At 72.5% G+C, this 15,490-nt stretch carries 10 protein-coding genes; 3 read left to right on the top strand and 7 right to left on the bottom strand.

The window, feature by feature from the left end:
• Positions 1-3: 3 nt before the first annotated feature.
• Genes ABZY57_RS22360 through ABZY57_RS22340 form a run of 5 tightly spaced genes read right to left on the bottom strand, consistent with a single transcriptional unit; the run spans position 4 to position 7,946 of the window.
• The gene (locus ABZY57_RS22360) at positions 4-1,203 is read right to left on the bottom strand and encodes a TIGR04053 family radical SAM/SPASM domain-containing protein (RefSeq protein ID WP_356514533.1); all 1,200 of its coding nucleotides are present in this window, start codon (positions 1,201-1,203) and stop codon (positions 4-6) included.
• Positions 1,200-1,925 carry a respiratory nitrate reductase subunit gamma gene (gene narI, locus ABZY57_RS22355; protein WP_356514531.1) on the bottom strand — a complete coding sequence of 242 codons (726 nt, stop codon included), beginning with the start codon at positions 1,923-1,925 and terminating at the stop codon, positions 1,200-1,202. The genes ABZY57_RS22360 and narI overlap by 4 nt, the downstream gene beginning before the upstream one ends.
• Positions 1,925-2,647: a nitrate reductase molybdenum cofactor assembly chaperone gene (gene narJ, locus ABZY57_RS22350; protein WP_356514529.1), complete on the bottom strand. Its 723-nt coding sequence runs from the start codon at positions 2,645-2,647 to the stop codon at positions 1,925-1,927. The genes narI and narJ overlap by 1 nt, the downstream gene beginning before the upstream one ends.
• 11 nt (positions 2,648-2,658) lie before the next feature.
• On the bottom strand, positions 2,659-4,179 hold the full coding sequence (narH, locus tag ABZY57_RS22345; protein WP_356514550.1) for a nitrate reductase subunit beta: 1,521 nt from the start codon (positions 4,177-4,179) through the stop codon (positions 2,659-2,661).
• Between the two features lie 35 nt (positions 4,180-4,214).
• Positions 4,215-7,946: a nitrate reductase subunit alpha gene (locus ABZY57_RS22340; RefSeq protein ID WP_356514527.1), complete on the bottom strand. Its 3,732-nt coding sequence runs from the start codon at positions 7,944-7,946 to the stop codon at positions 4,215-4,217.
• Between the two features lie 254 nt (positions 7,947-8,200).
• Here ABZY57_RS22340 and ABZY57_RS22335 point away from each other — a divergent pair, with 254 nt between their 5' ends.
• Positions 8,201-8,941 carry a YwiC-like family protein gene (locus ABZY57_RS22335; RefSeq protein ID WP_356514525.1) on the top strand — a complete coding sequence of 247 codons (741 nt, stop codon included), beginning with the start codon at positions 8,201-8,203 and terminating at the stop codon, positions 8,939-8,941.
• Positions 8,942-9,064: 123 nt separating this feature from the next.
• Here ABZY57_RS22335 and ABZY57_RS22330 read toward each other — a convergent pair whose 3' ends face one another.
• The gene (locus tag ABZY57_RS22330; RefSeq protein ID WP_356514523.1) at positions 9,065-9,967 is read right to left on the bottom strand and encodes a GNAT family N-acetyltransferase; all 903 of its coding nucleotides are present in this window, start codon (positions 9,965-9,967) and stop codon (positions 9,065-9,067) included.
• Between the two features lie 42 nt (positions 9,968-10,009).
• Positions 10,010-12,847: a lysylphosphatidylglycerol synthase transmembrane domain-containing protein gene (locus ABZY57_RS22325; RefSeq protein WP_356514521.1), complete on the bottom strand. Its 2,838-nt coding sequence runs from the start codon at positions 12,845-12,847 to the stop codon at positions 10,010-10,012.
• Between the two features lie 169 nt (positions 12,848-13,016).
• Between ABZY57_RS22325 and ABZY57_RS22320 the strand changes: the two genes are divergently transcribed.
• Together ABZY57_RS22320 and ABZY57_RS22315 are read left to right on the top strand one after the other, a co-directional pair.
• Positions 13,017-13,373 (top strand): MGMT family protein, encoded by a 357-nt coding sequence (locus ABZY57_RS22320; RefSeq protein ID WP_356514519.1) that lies wholly within the window; start codon positions 13,017-13,019, stop codon positions 13,371-13,373.
• 387 nt (positions 13,374-13,760) lie between these two features.
• On the top strand, positions 13,761-15,490 hold a 1,730-nt coding region (locus ABZY57_RS22315), incomplete at its 3' end, for a UvrD-helicase domain-containing protein (protein WP_356514517.1).

Raw genomic sequence — 15,490 nt, 5'->3', positions numbered from 1 at the left:
AGGTCAGCGCCTCATGCTTTCGGCCAGAGCCCTGAGGTCCTCCTGATAGGGGAAGCTGCCGGGCTCGTACGCGCAGTACGGGTCCGCTTCGAGCACGTCGCGCGTGAACCCGTACGCCCGGGAGCGCGACCCGCCGCACACCGTCTTGAACTCGCACGCCCCGCACGTGCCGCGCAGCAGCGAGGGGTCACGGAGCTTGGTGAAGAGCGCCGAGCCCCGGTAGATCTCGGTCAGCGGGTGGTTCTTCACGTTGCCCGCCGAGAGGGGCAGGAAGCCGCTGGGGTGCACCTCGCCCGTGTGCGAGATGAAGACGAAGCCGCGGCCCGAGGAGACGTCCATCGGCGGCCGGCGCACGGCCCGCCGCTCCCCGTCGAAGAGCCCCAGCTCGCGGGCGCGGGCCGAGAGGCGCTCGTAGAGCGCGCCCAGCACGGGCCGCTCGCCGCGCGCCTCCAGTACGGTGCGCTGCAGCGCGACCCGCCGGAAGTGGTGGCCCTCCGTCGTCTTGGTGGCCATCACCGCCCCGCAGTCGTACAGGAAGTGCAGGACGTCCTCGATCTCGGCGGCCGTCAGCGGGTCCAGCTGTTCGCCGCGCCCGGTCGGGACCAGGACGAAGCCCGACCACAGCATCGCGCCCTCGCGCTTGACCAGCGCCGCGATGTCGGCCAGGTCCTCCAGGCCGTCGCGGGTGACCGTGGTGTTGATCTGCACCTTGAGCCCGAGCTCGCGGGCGGCCCGCCAGCCGTCCAGTGTCCAGTCGTAGACCCCGGGCACCCCGCGGAAGGCGTCGTGGCGCTCCGCCGTGGAACCGTCCAGGGAGAGCGAGAGCGCGATGGCCCCCGCTTCCCGTACCGCCATGAGGTTCTCCCGGGTCAGCGTCGGCGTACCCGACGGGGACACCGCGACCCGCAGACCGAGCGAGGTCCCGTACGCCACCAGGTCGGTGAGGTCGGCGCGCTGGAAGGGGTCCCCGCCGGTGATCACGAAGAGCGGGGCGGGCCTGCCGAAGGCCGCGATCTGGTCCATCACCCGCCGGGCGTCCGCCCCGTCGAGCTCCTCGGGGTGGCGCAGGGTCTGCGCCTCGGCCCGGCAGTGCAGACAGGCGAGCGGGCAGGCCCGGGTCGCCTCCCAGATGACGATGAAGGGCCGCTCGGAGACCGCGTGGCGGGGGCTGCGGACGATCGTGGGTGCGGGGCGACGGGTCACGAGACGCGCTCCCAGCCGCGCTTGCTCGGGCGGTTGGCGAGCTCCTTCGGGTCCCGCTTGCGGTAGACCACGTACGGCCGGAACAGGTACTTCAGCGGCACGGAGAAGGCGTGCACCAGCCGCGAGTACGGGATCAGCGCGAACAGCGTGAAGCCGAACAGGATGTGCAGCTTGAAGGCGAGCGGGGCGCCCGCCATCAGGTGGTAGTCCGGGGTGAAGGTGAACAGGCTGCGGAACCACAGCGAGATGCCGTCGCGGTAGTTGTAGTCGTTCGTCATCCCCGTCGAGTTGAGGAGGGTCGCCGTGAGGCCCAGCACCATCGCGCCGAGCAGGAACGTGTACATCAGGTGGTCGCTGCGCAGCGTCGCCCGGCGCACGGCCGGCACCTTGAAGCGGCGGTAGACCAGGATCCCGATGCCGGCGGCGGCCGCGACGCCCGCCACCGTGCCGGTGGAGACGGCCATCAGGTGGTAGGCGTGGTCGCTCAGGCCCATCGCGTCGGTCCAGCTCTTCGGGATCAGCAGGCCGACCACGTGGCCCAGGACCACGAAGAGCATCCCGAAGTGGAAGAGCGGCGAGCCAATGCGCAGCAGCCGCGACTCGTGCAGTTGCGAGGAGTGCGTGGTCCAGCCGAACGTGTCGAAGCGGGCCCGCCAGACCGTGCCCGCGATCAGCAGCGCGATCGAGACGTACGGCAGTACGCCCCACAGGATGAGGTCCATCAGGCGGGCATCCTTTCGGAGGCGGCGGAGGCGGCGGAGGCGGCGGAGAGGGCGGGAGCGGTCGTGGGCCAGGGGAGGTCGGCCGGGGCTCCGAGGGGGAGGTCGGCCGGCACGTCGAGGCCCGGCCCGAAGGGTTCGAGCGCCGATCCCGCGCCCACCAGCTCCTGCGGCGGCCCGCTCGATGCAAGGGCCTTCGCCTCCGCCTTGGTCTCGGGGGAGGGCCCCGGCAGCGTCGCGCAGACGGCCTCCAGCACCCGGGCGTACGGGGACCCGGACTCGGTGAGCGCCAGGCGCAGCAGCTCCAGCCCGGCCCGGTGCTCCTGGAGCAGCCGGGTGCCGGCCTCTTCCTCGCGGGCGGCGAACTCCAGGGCCACCGGCAGGAAGTCGGGCAGCTCCTCGCCCGCGAACTCCAGCCCGAAGTCCCGGTAGATCCGCTTCAGCCGGACCAGGGACAGCCCGCGCCGACGGGTGTCCCCGTCCACCCACCAGGTGAGGTAGAGGCAGCGCCGGTTGCGGGTGTCGAAGGTCGAGGTGTACTGGGAACACAGCTCGATCGGGGTCTGCCGTTCCGCCTCGTCGAGGAACGCGCCGAGCAGCGCGGCCGGTTCGGCGGGCGCCCCGGCGAGGGCCGCACGGAGCCGCGGGAGTTCGTCGTGGAAGTGGTCGCCGGGGTACTGGAGGACGCAGCCCGCGACCAGCCGCACCCGTGCATCGCCACTCATCGGGTCCCGGTTCACGAACGCCTCCTGGTATCACCGAGATTGAGCATCACCCGGGGTTCGGGCAGTGCGCTGACGGGGCAGCCCTGGTCCGGGACGTCCAGCGGGTGCGAGTCGGCGAGCGCGTCGGCCTCGGCGCGGGCGGCGCTGGGGATCACGAAGCGGTCCTCGATCTTGGCGATGGCGAGGAGCCGGAACATGTCCTCCATCTCCTGGCCGGACAGCCCGACGGCCCGCGCGATCGACTCGTCCCGCTCCTCGCCCAGGTTGACGCGGCGCATGTAGGCGCGCATCGCGGCCATCCGGCGCAGCACCGCCTCGACCGGCACGGTGTCCCCGGCGGTGAGGACCTCCGCGAGGTACTCGACGGGAATGCGCATGGCCTCGATGGCGCCGAAGAGGTTGCCGGCGTCCTCGCCGTCGCTGCCGGTGGCGGCGACCGCCTCGACGACGGGGGAGAGCGGAGGGACGTACCAGACCATCGGCATCGTCCGGTACTCCGGGTGGAGCGGGAGGGCGACCTGGTAGGTGGCGATCAGGTCGTAGACCGGGGAGCGGCGGGCCGCGTCGAGCCACTCGTCGGTGATGCCGGCCGCGCGGGCGGCGGCGATCACGGCCGGGTCCGCGGGGTCCAGGAAGCACTCCACCTGGGCCGGGTACAGATCGTGCTCGTCTTCGGCCGCGGCGGCCTCGGCCACCTTGTCGGCGTCGTAGAGCATCACGCCGAGGTAGCGCATCCGGCCCACGCAGGTCTCCGAGCACACGGTCGGCATGCCGACCTCGATGCGCGGGAAGCAGAAGGTGCACTTCTCCGCCTTGCCGGTCCGGTGGTTGAAGTACACCTTCTTGTACGGGCATCCGGTCACGCACATCCGCCAGCCGCGGCACTGGTCCTGATCGACCAGGACGATGCCGTCCTCCTCGCGCTTGTACATCGCGCCGGAGGGGCAGGAGGAGACGCACGCGGGGTTCAGGCAGTGCTCGCAGACCCGCGGGAGGTAGAACATGAAGCTCTGCTCGAACTCGAAGCGGATCTTCTCGCCGACCTCGTCGCGGATCTTCTCGATGATCGGGTCCCGCGGTGCGTGCGTGGGCGCGCCGCCGAGGTTGTCGTCCCAGTTCGGACCCCACTCGATCGTGTCGATGGGCTCGCCGGTGAGCTGGGAGACGGGCCGGGCGGTGGGCATGTCGTCGCCCGCCGGGGCCTCGGTGAGGTTCTTGTACTCGTAGGTCCAGGGCTGGTAGTAGTCGTCGATCTCCGGCAGGTCCGGGTTCGCGAAGATCTTGCCCAGCTTGGCGAGGCGCCCGCCCGCTCTCAGGCGGAGCTTGCCGGAGCGGGTGCGCTCCCAGCCGCCCTTCCACTTCTCCTGGTCCTCCCAGCGGCGCGGGTAACCCTGGCCGGGGAGGGTTTCGACGTTGTTGAACCAGACGTACTCGGTGCCCTGCCGGTTGGTCCACGCCTGCTTGCAGGTGACCGAGCAGGTGTGGCAGCCGATGCACTTGTCGAGGTTCATGACCATGGCTACTTGGGCCATCACACGTCCGATGGTCGCTTCGCGACGGGGCACGATTAGAACTCCACCTTCTGGTCGCGGCGGCGGATGACCGTCACCTCGTCGCGCTGGTTGCCGGTCGGGCCGAGGTAGTTGAAGGCCCAGGTCAGCTGGGCGTAGCCGCCGATGAGGTGGGTGGGCTTGAGCATCACCCGGGTCAGCGAGTTGTGGATGCCGCCGCGACGGCCGGTCTTCTCCGTCCTGGGGACGCCGACCGTGCGCTCCTGCGCGTGGTTCATGTAGACCGTGCCGGGCGGCATCTTGTGGGAGACGATCGCGCGGGCGGTGATCACGCCGTTGCGGTTGACCGCCTCGATCCAGTCGTTGTCCGCGACTCCGATCGCCTCGGCGTCCTGCGGGGACATCCACACCGTCTGGCCGCCGCGGCCCAGGGTCATCATGTAGAGGTTGTCCTGGTACTGGCTGTGGATCGCCCACTTGTTGTGCGGGGTCAGGTAGCGGACGGCCACCGACTTCGCCTTCTCGTCGACCGTGCCGAGCTCGGGCTCCCCGTACAGGGTGTGCATGTTCAGCGGCGGCTTGTAGACGGGCAGGGACTCCCCGACCTCGTGCAGCCAGTCGTGGTCGATGAAGAAGTGCTGGCGGCCGGTGAGGGTGTGCCAGGGCTTGAGGTGCTCGGTGTTGATCGTGAAGGCCGTGTAGCGGCGCCCGCCGGACTCGGAGCCCGACCACTCCGGCGAGGTGATCACCGGGACCGGGCGGGCCTGGGTGTCGGCGAAGGTGATCCGCTTGCCCTCGGCCTCGGAGGCCAGATGGGCCATCGGGGTGCCGACCTTCTTCTCCAGCGTCTCGAACCCCTGCGTGGCGAGGCGGCCGTTGCTGGTGCCGGACAGGGAGAGGATCGCCTCGCAGGCCTGCTGGGCGGTCTCCAGGCGCGGACGGCCGTCGGCGACGCCGCCGCGGACCGTGCCGTTCTTCGCGCCGAGGTAGGCGATCTCCTCGGCCACGTCGAAGGTGACCGCCTTCGTGGTGACGCCCAGCGTGTCGACGAGCGGGCCGAGCGCGGCGAACTTCTCGCCGACCGCCCCGTAGTCCCGCTCCACGACCTGCAGGTTGTACATGGTCCGGCCCGGTACGGGCTCGCACTCGCCCTTCGACCAGTCCAGCGCGACCCCGCCCGGCTGGGCCATCTCGCCGCCCGGGGTGTCGTGCTGCAGGGCGGTCGCGACCAGGTCCTTGCGGACGCCCAGGTGGGTCCCCGCGAGCTCGCCGAAACGCTCCGCCAGCAACGTGAAGGCGTCGTAGTCGGAGCGCGCCTGCCACGGCGGGTCCACGGCCGGGGTGAAGGCGTGCAGGAAGGGGTGCATGTCCGTGGAGGACAGGTCGTGCTTCTCGTACCAGGTGGCCGCCGGGAACACCACGTCGGAGAGCAGCGTCGTGGACGTCATCCGGAAGTCCATGGACATGAGCAGGTCGAGCTTGCCCTCGACGTCCTCCTCCCGGTACGTCACGTCCTTCGGCGTGCAGCGCGGCCCGTCCTCGGGCAGGTTGGAGTGCGTGCCGAGGAGGTGCTTGAGGAAGTACTCGTTGCCCTTGGAGCTGGAGCCCAGCAGGTTGGCCCGCCATACGTTCAGCACGCGCGGCCAGTTGCCCGGGGCGTCCGGGTCCTCGCCGGCGAAGCCGAGCTCGCCGCTCCGCAGCTGCCGGATCGTTTCGGCGACCGGGTCCTCGGCCTCGCCCAGCTCCAGCGGGTTGCGGTCGAAGGTCGGGTACGAGGGCATCCAGCCCATCCGGGCGCTCGCCGCCAGGCAGTCCGAGCCCGTCATGCCCTCGAAGGCGCCGGAAGCGAGCGGGGAGGCGAGCGCCTCGGCCGGCAGGGTGTCGTAGCGCCACTGGTCGGTGTGCAGGTAGAACCAGGCCGCGCCGATCATCTGGCGCGGCGGGCGCGACCAGTCGGAGGCGGCGGCCAGCGTCGCCCAGCCGGTGACCGGGCGGCACTTCTCCTGGCCGACGTAGTGGCCCCAGCCGCCGCCGTTGCGGCCCTGGCAGCCCGTGAGGGTGAGCAGGGCCAGGAAGGAGCGGTAGATCGTCTCGGAGTGGAACCAGTGGTTGGTGCCCGCGCCCATCAGGATCATGCAGCGGCCCTGGGAGTCCTCCGCCGTCTGCGCGAACTCCCTTGCCACGCGCGTCGCCTGGGCCGCCGGGACCGAGGTCAGAGACTCCTGCCAGCCGGGGGTGCCCGGGGCGCTCGCGTCCTCGTAGCCGGTGGGCCACACGCCGGGCAGACCCTCGCGGCCGACCCCGTACTGGGCGAGCATCAGGTCGAAGACGGTGGTCACCAGCCGGTCCCCGCCGGCCGTCGCCAGGCGCCGTACGGGCACACCGCGGCGGATCGTGCCGCGCGGCCTCCCGTCCTGGTCCACGCCCTGCTCGTCGTCCTCGAAGCGGGGCAGGGTGATCTCCACGCTCTCGTCGGCGGTGCCGTGGAGGGTCAGGCGCGGGACGGTGTCGCCGAGTTCGAGATTCCACTCGGGCTTCTCGTTCCTGCCCCAGCGGTGGCCGAGGGTGCCGTTCGGGACGACGATCTCGCCGGTGGTGTCGTCGATCAGCACGGTCTTCCACTGCGCGTTCTCGCCCGCGTCCGGAAGATCCGCGTGACCGAGATCGGCCGCGGTGACGAACTTTCCGGGAACCAGGCCCTGTTCGGTTTCGGTGAGGGACACCAGGAAAGGCAGGTCGGTGTACCGGCGGACGTAATCCGTGAAGAAGGGGGTCTGCTCGTCGACGAAGAATTCCTTGAGGATGACGTGGCCCATCGCCAGGGCCAGCGCACCGTCCGTGCCGGGGTGCGGGTGCATCCATTCGTCGGCGAACTTCGTGTTGTCCGCGTAATCCGGGGAGACCGTCACGACCTTCTGGCCGCGGTAGCGGGCCTCGGCCATCCAATGGGCGTCCGGGGTGCGGGTGACGGGGACGTTCGAGCCCCACATCATCAGGTAGGCGGCGTCCCACCAGTCGCCCGACTCGGGGACGTCCGTCTGGTCACCGAAGACCTGCGGGGAGGCGACCGGGAGGTCGGCGTACCAGTCGTAGAAGGACAGCATCGGCGCGCCGATGAGCGAGTGGAAACGGGCACCGGCCGCGTGCGAGGCCATGGACATCGCCGGGATCGGCGAGAAGCCGGCGACCCGGTCCGGACCGTGCTCCTTGATCGTGTGCACGTGCGCGGCGGCGACGATCTCCGTCGCCTCCTCCCACGTCGCCCGCACCAGGCCGCCCTTGCCGCGCGCCCGCTGGTACGTACGCCGGCGCACCGGGTCGGACTGGATGTCGGCCCAGGCCTCGACCGGGTCGCCCAGGCGCGCCTTGGCCTCGCGGTACATCTCCAGCAGGGCGCCGCGCACGTACGGGTAGCGCACCCGGGTGGGGGAGTAGGAGTACCAGGAGAACGAGGCGCCGCGCGGGCAGCCGCGGGGCTCGTACTCGGGGCTGCCGGGGCCCACGGAGGGGTAGTCGGTGGACTGGGTCTCCCAGGTGATGATCCCGTCCTTGACGTAGACCTTCCACCGGCAGGAGCCGGTGCAGTTCACGCCGTGGGTGGAGTACACGACCTTGTCGTGGCTCCACCGGTCCCGGTAGAAGGCCTCCGCGGCGCGGCCGCCGGTGTGGTGGACGGTCCGCAGGTCGTCGGAGACCTCGGCGGTCCTGAAGAAGCTGCCCGCCCTGATCAGGGATTCGGCGGCGTCCTGGTGTCCGTCGCGTCCGTCGCGTACATGGCGCTCGTGCAAGGCGACCCTCCAGGCCGGAATAAAAGGCGGTGCGTGGCGGTGCGTGGGGTCCGGGCAAGATGACCCAGACACGACGCTACGCCCGGCGCGGAGGCGAATCCGATGACAAAGGTCCCGTAGGGGCGTGACCTAATTCCGGTCTTTCGCGGGCCGGGTGGATGCCACCCTGGAGAAGGCCAACTCCTTTGTGCGGCCGCAAAATTACGAGCCTGAATACCAATTCCGGGAAAGCGCCGAAGGGAAGGTCGGGGAACGTGCCGCCGAAGAAGGCCTCCTGGATCCCGGACCAGCACGGGGCGTGGGCGATGCTCACGGTGCCCTTCCTCGTGGGCACGTTCCTCTCCCCGGAGCCGGGTCGGCAGCACGCCCTGCTCCTGGCGGCCTGGCTCCTCGGCTACGCGGCGGTCTTCCACGCCCAGCAGTGGCTGCGCCTGCGCCGGGTCGCCGCCCGGCGCCCGGAGGTGGCGCGGCGGCACGTCCGCCCGGCCCTCGTCCTCGGCGCGGCCACCGCCCTGGCGGGGATCCCGCTCGCGGTGCTCCAGCCGTGGCTGCTGCTCGCGGGCGCGGCGGCGGCGCCCTGTGTGGCCGTGAACACCTGGTTCGCGTGGCTGGGCTGGGAGCGGGCACTGGTCAACGGTCTGGTCGCGGTGGTCCCGGCGTGCGGGATGCTGCTGGTGGCGGCGCGGCTGGGCGGTGGAGGCCTGCCCTGGGCGCCGGCCGCCGCCTGCCTGCTGTACTTCGCGGGCACGGTCCCGTACGTGAAGACGATGATCAGGGAGCGGAACTCCTTTACGTACTACCGCGGTTCGGTGGCCTACCACGCGGCGGCCACCGCCTTGGCGGCCCTCCTGTCCCCGTGGCTGGCGATCCCCTTCGCGGGCTACCTGGCCCGCGCCGCCGTACTCCCCGGCCGCGGGCTCAGGGCGCCGGTGATCGGGGCCGTCGAACTCGTGTGCTCGGCGGCCCTGTCGGTTTCGCTGCTGCTGATCTACTGACGGGCCGCGGCGCTCGCTCCGGACGGGCCTCCGGTCGGGCCTCCGAGACGGCCTCCGGACCGGGCTCCGGACGGGCCACCGAACCGGGCTCCGGAGGGGCCGCGCGCGCGGCCCGCGCGCTCTTCAGAGGGGGAGCGAGCGGAACTCGTCCAGCACGGCGAAGCCGGTGCTGTCGTAGAGGCCCATCGCCACCTCGTTGCCCCCGAAGACGTTGAACATCAGCGCCTGGTCACCGCCCTGCCGGGTGGCCCACTCGCCGACGGCCATCGCGGCCCGGCCGTAGCCCCTGCCGCGGTGCTCCTCGTACACCTCCAGCGAGAAGCCGAAGGTCACGCCGGGCAGGAAGCCGTGGTTCACCCAGCCCGTGCCGATCACCTGCCCGTCGGCCTCCAGCGCGTAGAAGGCGTGTCCGGGCGTCCGGTAGCCCTGCGGGAGGTGGCGGGCGAAGTCCTCGTCGGACTTCGCCTTGGCCTGCTCCGGGGTCAGGACCCCTGCCCGCACGATGTCCGCCACGTACGCGGCCTCCTCGCCGGCGTACCAGCCCGGGTACTCCTCCTCGGTGAGCCGGCGGACGGTGAGGCCCGGCGGCAGGGCCGGGTGCTCGGCGATGGCGCGCATCCGGCTCTGGCCCCGTACGGAGTAGCCGGCGAAGGGCCCCGCCGGGGCTCCGGCTCCGGCTCCGGCGCCTGCCCCTGCCACCGCTCCGCCGGTGAGGCGGACCTCCACCCGCCGTGCACCCTGCTCGGCGCACCAGCGCTCGGCCCACTCGCGGGCCGTCGCGGTGTCCGACGCCGTCAGGTCGTGGATCCGGCCCACGGTCGCCCCGTTGTCCTCGGACACCCCGACCGCGATCCACCCCGCGCCGTCGGTGGCCACCGTCCAGTCGTCGATCCCCTTCAGCGCCCGGTCCCGCAGCGCCCGGGCCAGCGGATCCGGGCATCCCGCCGCCCGGTACCCGGCCAGGACCCGCTCCTCGAAGCCGCTCCGCCACTGCCCCCGGTCGGACACGATCCGTAGTGCGTTCATCCGGTCACCCTAGGCAGCGCCGCCGCCAGAGCTCCAGGGGATTTAGATCGCTTCCTTGCGCGTCAGGAAGTTGAAGGAGATCCATCCCGGCAGCACCGGCAGCCAGAACGTCACCACGCGGAACAGCAGCACCGCCGAGAAGGCCACCTGGCCGTCCAGCCCCGCCGCGACCAGGCCCAGCGTCAGCGCGCCCTCCACCGCTCCGATGCCGCCCGGTGTCGGAGCGGCCGAGCCCAGGGCGTTGCCGGCCAGGAAGACCACGGCGATGCTCGCGTAGCTGATTTCCTCGCCGCCGCCGAAGGCGCGGATCGAGGCGTCCAGGCACATCACGAAGCAGCCCGTCAGCAGCAGCATCCCGCCGATGCCCGTCATCAGTTTCTGCGGCCGCTGGAGCACGTCCAGCATGCGCGGGACCACTCCCGCGAACAGGGCCCGTACCCGGGTCGCCACGAACTTCCGCAGGAAGGGCACGGCCGTGACCACGAGCACCAGCACGGCCACCGTCAGCAGACCGGCGATGACCGTCCTCGACGGGGTCATCTCGGGGGTCTTCTCGGTCCCCGTCAGATAACCGAAGGACAGCAGCAGCAGGATGTGGCTCGCCAGCCCGAAGAGCTGCGAGGCGCCCACGCTGGCCACGGCCAGCCCCGGGCGGATGCCGGCCCGCTGGAGGAAGCGGGTGTTCAGCGCGACACCGCCGACCGCCGCCGGCGCCACCAGCTTCACGAAGGATCCGGCGACCTGGGCCAGTACGGTCCGCAGGAACGGCACCCGCTCGGGCACGAAGCCCAGCAGGCTCATCGCCGCCGCGAAATAGGTCAGCGCCGAGAAGGCGAGCGCCACCCCGACCCAGCCCCACTGCGCATCACCGATGGTGGTGGCGAAGTCGACGTGCGCGATCTGGGTGACCAGGAAGTACGCGCCGAACGCGCCCGCGATGAACGACACCAGCGTGCGCGGCCGGATCCGCTCCAGCCGGGCCGGTTCCACCGGCGCCTGCGGGCGGATCAGCAGCACCTGCTGGCGGATCTGGCTCAGCAGATCCTCCTCGCGGGCCCCGTCGAGCGCGTCGTCCAGGGCCTTCTTCTCGGCCTTCTTCTCGCCGGCGGAGCGGGTGGCGGGCGAAGCGGAGCCCGCCTCGCGGAGGGCCTTCGCCGCCCGCGAGGACTCCAGTACGGCTTCCCGCTCCCGGTCCGCCCGCTCCCGCGCCAGCTTGCGCAGCGTCGCCCGCGTGGAGCGGCTCAGCGCGATCGGCTGGAGCAGCGGCAGACAGTCCGCCACCGCGTCCGGGCCGAGCACCGACACCGCCGAGGCGACCGAGCGCTCGGCGCCGACCCGCAGGCCGAGGGTGGTGAGCAGCTGCGCGATGTCCATGCGCAGCACGAGGTCGCCGGCCGCGATCTCTCCGCCGCGCAGGTCGGTCAGGGTGATGGTGGCCGCCGGGGCGCCATCGCTGCCGTCGCCACTGCCGGAACGATCCACCACGAGGGCGTCCCCGGTCAGCCTGCGGTGTGCGATCCGCCGGGACTGCAGGGCCCGTACCTGCTGCCAGGCGTTGCGGCTCAGCTCGTCGGTGATCTCCTCGTCGGCCAGCTGGTCCAGGCTCCGGCCGCCCAGGTGCTCGTAGACGAGCATCACGGCGTCCGGACCGAGCTCGGAGGTGGCGATGAGCTTGGGCGCGTTGGCTCCGGCGGCGATGGCCGCGTACGCGAGCAGCGCCTCCTGCTCCAGCGCCTGGCGCAGGGACTGCAGACTGCGCCGTGTGGTGATCCCCCGCAGCGTGAGGCGGCGCCAGACCCGGTAGTAGAAGCCCTGGGCCTGCTGCTCCCGGTCCACGACGGTGACGTCGAGCGGTGGGCCCTCTTCCAGCGTGACGTGGTAGCGCCGCCCCCGGTCGCTGACCTCGGTGCTGTCGGGACCCTCCGGGGACTCGGCGCGCATCGCGCTGACCGGCTGGAAACCGACCCGGCGCAGGCCCGCGAGGAGGTTCTGCCCGGTCGGGCGGACGTTCGGCGAGCCGACCGCGTACAGGGTTCCGTACGCGACGCTCCAGCCGATCAGCACGGTCAGGATGATCGAGAAGGGGGTGGTGTAGCCGCTGACCAGCATCGCGAAGGCGTCCAGCAGCAGGACCACCCACAGTGCGACCCGCCAGCGGGGGCGCCGGGTCATCCCGACGGCGGTCATGTACGCGATCACGGGCGCGAGGTAGCCGTGCACCGGATCGCTGAGGGAGCCGCCGAGGTTCATGGGGCGTGTGAGGGCCTCCTGAATGGTCTCGGGCGCGGCCTCGGAGACCCACAGGTCGGTGGCGAGGGTGACCCCGTGCGCGAGGACGGCGGCGAGCACGCCGTCGGCGATGCGCAGCCCGTCGCGTTTGATCAGCCGCTCGATGGCGAAGGCCACGGGCACGAGGAGCACGGCGATGCTGGACACCAGTCCGGCGACCTTGATCAGTGCGTCGGGCGCCTGCCCGGTGCCGTTGCTGATGTCGGCTTCCAGACCCGCGGTGGTGCCGTGGGCGAAGGCGGCGATGGCGAGGACGACGGCGATGCCGAGGATCCCGACGAGGAGGCGTACGAGGTCGGAGGGGCGGTGCACGCGGGCGGCGAGCAGCGGCTCGTCGACCTCGACCTGGTCGGCGGCCGTCGGGGTGTGGCCGTGCGGGGTCTCGGCGTCCCCGGGGGCCGCGGCCGGAGCCGGGGCAGGGTCAGGGACCGGAGCCGGGGCAGGGACCGGAGCACGGACCGGGACAGGGGGCGGGGCCTGATGCGGAGAAGGAGCCGGTGGCAGGTCCGCGTGGGTGTCCTCGCGGCCCGGGGGCGGGCCTTCGTCTGGGCGCGCGCCGTCGTTCGCCGCCGCGCCGTCCGGAGGACTCACACCCTGCTCCTTTCCCGTCACTTCCGTCTCTTCTTGATCACGTATCACGCGTCACCGCCCGGAAGATGGTGGCATGGACCGGCGGCCGCGGGGGGCAGCAGGGTGCGAGCCGGTCCGGAACACCGGCTTCCACGTGCTGGGCGCTCCCTTGTCGGTCCGGTGCGGCACCATGGGCCGAATGAGCGAAGAGCTGCCGGCGTACGCGGAGCGGGTGCTGGAGGCGGCCGAGCGGATTCCGCCCGGCCGGGTGATGACGTACGGCGACGTCGCGGAGTGGCTCGGCGAGGGCGGGCCCCGCCAAGTGGGCCGCGTCATGGCGCTTTACGGCGGAGCCGTGCCCTGGTGGCGCGTGGTGCGGGCGGACGGCCGTCCGCTGCCCGGCAGCGAGCGGCGGGCGCTGGAGAACTACCGGGCCGAGGCCACCCCGCTGCGGCTCACCGGCGACGGCGAACCGCGGCTCGACATGCGGCGGGCACGCTGGGACGGGTTCGACGGGGACGCAGCGCGGGACGAAGGTCACATGTGACAGCTTCGGCCATGTGCGGCCCGGAGGGGCAGTCGAAGGGACGTGCGAAGCCCCGTACGGGGGACGCGTGGGACCGGATGGCAGTGAGCGCCGGAGCGAGGGGCGGTGCGGGAGCTGGACCGAGGGCCGGAGCGGGACCGGGAGTGAGGGCCGGAGCGAGGGCCGGTGCGGGAGCCGGAGCGGGGGCCCGAGCGAGCGCCGGAGCGGGGACCGGAGTCCCGGGGAAACTGCGCCCGCCGCGCGCCTTGCCGTAGCGTTGCCTCTTCGGCTTCGGCCACCGCTTCGGCCGAGGCTTCGGCCACGGCCACCGCCCGGGCCGTCACCACAGCAGCAACCGCTGCGGCAGCGACCGCCGCAACGGCAGACCCACCAGGACCGGCACCCCACGTGAACACCTCTTCCTCCGACGGCCACCGCTCCGAGCGGCGGCGTACGCGGACCCCGGACGCGTACCGCCTGGTGCGTACCGGTGCGGAGCGGGTGGATCCCCCTGTGCTGGACGCAGCGCAGCGGGCGGTGGTTGAGCACACGGGCGGCCCGCTGCTGGTCCTGGCCGGACCGGGCACCGGAAAGACGACCACCCTGGTGGAAGCGGTCGCGGCCCGCGTCGAGGCAGGGGCCGACCCCGCGCGGGTGCTGATCCTCACCTTCAGCCGCAAGGCCGCGGTCGAACTGCGCGACCGGACCGCCCTGCGGCTCGGCGGCGCGCGCGCCCCGCAGGCCACCACCTTCCACTCCTTCTGCTACGGGCTGGTCCGCTCCCACCAGGACGCGGAACTCTTCGCGGACCCGCTGCGCCTCCTCTCCGGCCCGGAGCAGGACGTCATGGTCCGCACCCTCCTCGAAGGCCAGCGCCGGATCCGCTCGATCCGCTGGCCTGACGACCTGCGGGCCGCGCTGACCACGCGGGGCTTCGCGGACGAGGTCCGAGCGGTGCTCGCCCGCGCCCGCGAGCTGGGCCTGGGCCCGCAGGCCCTCTCCGACTTCGCGTCCCGCCTCGGCCGCCCGGACTGGAAGGCGGCGGCGGCCTTCCTCGCCGAGTACCTGGACGTCCTGGACCTCCAGGGCACCCTGGACTACGCGGAACTCCTCCACCGCGCGGTCCTCCTGGCGGAGCGCACCCCCTCGCTCGCGTCCCTGTACGACGTGATCTACGTGGACGAGTACCAGGACACGGACGCCTCCCAGCTGCGGCTGCTGCGCGCGCTGGCCGGCCCTTCCGGGCGGCTGACCGCCTTCGGCGACCCCGACCAGTCGATCTACGCCTTCCGCGGCGCGGACATCAACAACATCCTGGACTTCGAGACCTCCTTCCCCGGAGCGGAGGTCCGTGCCCTGACGGTCTCCCGCCGCTCGTCCTCGGTCCTCCTGGCCGCCACCCGCCACCTGGCCACCCGCATGCAGGTGCCGCGCCTGCCCTCGGCCGCGGTACGGGCCCACCGCGCGCTCGCGTCGACCCGCGAGGGCGGCCGGGTCGAGGTGTTCACCTACCCCACGGCCGGTGCGGAACTGGACAACATCGCCGACATCCTGCGCCGGGCCCACCTGGAGGAGGGCGTTCCGTGGCAGGACATGGCCGTCCTGGTCCGCGCCGGCGGCCGCACCCTGCCGCAGATGCGCCGCGCCCTGATCGCGGCGGGAGTCCCGGCCGAAACGGACGGCACGGACGCCCCCCTCCGCCACGAGCCGGCCATAGCCCCCCTCCTCACGGCCCTCCGCACCCTCGCGGAATCCGCCCTCACCCCCCAGCCGACCCTCCCGGCCTCGTCCGCCCCCGACCGGCCGTCCGCCCCGATTCCGGCCGGCCCCGACGTGTCCGCTGGGACGGCCCCTGCCGGCCCCGACCTGGCGGCTGACCCGGCTCCGGCCGGCCCCGACGTGTCCGCTGGGACGGCCCCTGCCGGTCCCGGTCCGGCGGCTGACCCGGCTCGTCCCGTCCCCGACGTGGCGGCCGGGATGGAACCTGCCGGTCCCGGTCGGGCGCCCGGGACGGCTCCCGCCGGACCCGGGCCGACCCCGGGGGCGGACGGCCTCGGGGCCGCCGACTTGCCTGCCGCGTCGGCAGGCGTGGTTCCCGACGGAGTCGGGGTCGCTTCCGGCGCCGTGTGCGCCGATGC

Source organism: Streptomyces sp. NPDC006450, from assembly GCF_040612195.1.
Classification (GTDB): domain Bacteria; phylum Actinomycetota; class Actinomycetes; order Streptomycetales; family Streptomycetaceae; genus Streptomyces.
The sequence above is the reverse complement of the archived record's forward strand: the minus strand, read 5'-3'. Positions and strand labels throughout refer to the sequence as shown.

Bases quoted from the DNA above. Each gene is read 5' to 3' on its own strand.
- narI (WP_356514531.1), bottom strand. From the start codon at position 1,925: ATGGACCTCATCCTGTGGGGCGTACTGCCGTACGTCTCGATCGCGCTG.
- narJ (WP_356514529.1), bottom strand. From the start codon at position 2,647: ATGAGTGGCGATGCACGGGTGCGGCTGGTCGCGGGCTGCGTCCTCCAG.
- narH (WP_356514550.1), bottom strand. From the start codon at position 4,179: ATGGCCCAAGTAGCCATGGTCATGAACCTCGACAAGTGCATCGGCTGC.
- ABZY57_RS22330 (WP_356514523.1), bottom strand. From the start codon at position 9,967: ATGAACGCACTACGGATCGTGTCCGACCGGGGGCAGTGGCGGAGCGGC.
- ABZY57_RS22320 (WP_356514519.1), top strand. From the start codon at position 13,017: ATGGGCCGAATGAGCGAAGAGCTGCCGGCGTACGCGGAGCGGGTGCTG.